Source organism: Thiocapsa sp. (assembly GCF_011390875.1).
Lineage (GTDB): Bacteria > Pseudomonadota > Gammaproteobacteria > Chromatiales > Chromatiaceae > Thiocapsa.
The window spans coordinates 1-2,495 of sequence record NZ_JAABRP010000202.1 but is presented as its reverse complement, the minus strand read 5'-3'; the positions used below and the strand labels follow the sequence as shown (position 1 = coordinate 2,495).

Below are 2,495 nucleotides of genomic sequence, written 5' to 3'. Positions count from 1 at the left end.
GAAATAGCCCAGATCGTCTTCGAGCATGCGCAACCCGTAGCGCGCGATCTCGGCATCCGTGGTGTAGACCACCGTCACGTCGAGATGCCCGGCGGCGATGCCCCGGTAGACCAGGTCGTGATCCAGACCCTGTACGCGGGTCTGCGGGAGTCGGTAGCGCTGTCTCAAGCCCGGCCAGCCGTCGGCGCGCTCCAGAAACTCGCTGCTGAAGCCGAGCCGCAGATCCGGATGATCGCGCAGATCGGAGATGCGTCGCAGGCCGAGCTGATCCCCCAGCGGCTCGGGGACCGCGATGGCATAGGTATTCTCGAAACCCAGCGACGCCGAGGATTGCACCCCGCGGGCCGCGAGCGCTGCCTCCAGCCGCTCGGGTGAGGACACGTCCTCGCCGGAGAGGATCTCGCGGACCAGCGTGCCGCTGTATTCCGGATAGACGTCGATCTCGCCGCTCAGCAGCGCGCCCCAGAGGATGCGCGTTCCGCCCAGCTCGGCGCGATGACGGGCCGGATGGCCTGCGTCGAGTGCCAGCAGACGCAGCGTCTCGCCCAGGATGACGGACTCGGTGAATTTCTTCGAGCCGATGACGACCGGGCGCTGTGTCGATTCCTCGGCGCGCGGCTCGGCCGACCCGGCGACGAGTCCGACCGCGAGCAGCAAAGCGAAGGCAGCTCCAAGCCCAAGGCTGGTGGCCGGAAGCCGGCGGATGGAGGCCCTTCTTAAGATGCCGCGCCTCATCCTCCCGCTCCCAGCAAAACCCGCTGCGGCTCGCGTTGCGCCGCGACGAACTGCGCGACAAAGGGCTCGGCGGGACTGTCGAGGAGCACCCGCGGCTCGGCCTGTTGGACGATGCAACCGGCACGCAGCAGAACGATCCGATGCCCGAAGAAGACCGCCTCGGCCAGGTCATGCGTCACCATCAGCACCGTCTTGCCGAGCCGGGCGAAGATCGCCTTGAGCTCACGTTGCAGCTCGAAACGGATCATGGGGTCAAGCGCGCCGAGCGGCTCGTCGAGCAGCAACAGATCCGGGTCGAGCATGAGTGCGCGCATCAGGGCGACGCGCTGACGCTGACCACCGGAAAGCTCGATCGGATAGCGCGCCAGCATCGCCGTCGGGAGTTGCACCAGGTCCGCAAGCTCGGCGAGACGCTGCTCGCGACGCTCGCGCGGCCAGTCCAGCCGGCGCGCCATCAGGGTCACATTGTCGCGTACGCTCAGGTGCGGAAAGAGACCGCCGTCCTGGATCATGTAACCCATGCGCAGTCGGGCAGGGCGCAGGCTGCCTGCATCCAGCCGGGCGCCCTCGAACCACACCTGGCCGCGGTCGGGCCGGATCAGGCCAGCGGCGAGCCGCAGCAGCGTGGATTTACCGCAACCGCTCGGGCCGATCAGCACCGTTGTCTGCGTCTCCGACACATCCAGGTCGATACCCGCAAGTGCGGGTGTCCCGCCGTAGTCCTTGAAGACTCCTTCGAATCGCAGCATCGGTTGATTCCTGTCGACTGTGCATGAGCCGCTTGAATTCGTGCCTATCGGCTCGAATTCCAGGGCATCGTTAAAAGGAGCTTCAGGATTCTCGCCGTATGTCGTGGAAAACCAGTACCTGTTACGAGTGTGATGCCAACTGCGGGATTCAGGTCGAGCTCGACGACGACGGCGAGCCGATCCGCGTCCAAGGTCCCGATTGTCCGCGCTGCTACGTGCAGTTGGACCGGCGCAACCATCCCGAGCGCATCCTCTATCCGCTCAAGCGCGTCGGGCCGCGCGGGAGCGGCGAGTTCGAGCGCGTCTCTTGGGACGAGGCGCTCGACACGATCGCCGAGCGCTTGAGCGCCGCGAAGGCCGCGCACGGCGCACCGGCCGTGGGCTTCTTCGCCGGCTACACCAAAGAGGCGCGGCCCCAGTTGCAGCGTCTGGCACACGCCTTCGGCTCCCCGAACTACCTCACCGAGAGCGGTTGCTGCTTCTCCGCGACCATGGTGGCCGAGAAGGTGACCTTCGGCTACAAGATCAAGACCACGTCCACGGTGGTCTCGCCGAAGACGCGCTGTCATCTCATCTGGTCGACCAACCCGCGCGGCTCGATACCGCCCTTCGACACCCATCCTTTGGTGCTGCGCCGGCCGGGCAAGACCCTCATCGTGGTGGACCCTCGACGAACGCCGCTCGCCGAGGAGGCCGATATCCATCTGGCAATCCGACCCGGGACAGACGGCGCACTCGCCTTGGGCTTTCATCATCTGATCTTCGAGAACGGCTGGCAGGATCAGGCCTTCCTGGACGAATGGGCCAACGGCGTCGAAGGCTTCCGAGACTATGTCCGCGACTTCACACCCGCGCGTGTCGCCGAGATCTGCGGGATCGCGGAACAGGATCTGCGTAAGGCTGCGGAGCTGTTCGCGACCACCCCGCCGGCCCAGATCACGCTCTCGCCCACTGCGACGGTACAGCACAGCAACGGCTTCCAGAACCACCGGGCCGTGATCCTGCTCTCGG

Annotated in this window: 3 protein-coding genes; 1 reads left to right on the top strand and 2 read right to left on the bottom strand. The window is 66.2% G+C overall.

The window, feature by feature from the left end:
- A partial coding sequence (locus GPT33_RS14985) for a glycine betaine ABC transporter substrate-binding protein (protein ID WP_296810295.1) occupies positions 1-735 on the bottom strand: 735 nt, incomplete at its 3' end.
- On the bottom strand, positions 732-1,484 hold the full coding sequence (locus GPT33_RS14980; protein ID WP_296810293.1) for an ATP-binding cassette domain-containing protein: 753 nt from the start codon (positions 1,482-1,484) through the stop codon (positions 732-734). The genes GPT33_RS14980 and GPT33_RS14985, both read right to left, overlap by 4 nt.
- A gap of 98 nt (positions 1,485-1,582) precedes the next feature.
- Between GPT33_RS14980 and GPT33_RS14975 the strand changes: the two genes are divergently transcribed.
- Positions 1,583-2,495, top strand: a 913-nt coding sequence (locus GPT33_RS14975; protein WP_296810291.1) for a molybdopterin-dependent oxidoreductase, incomplete at its 3' end; no start/stop codon positions are given.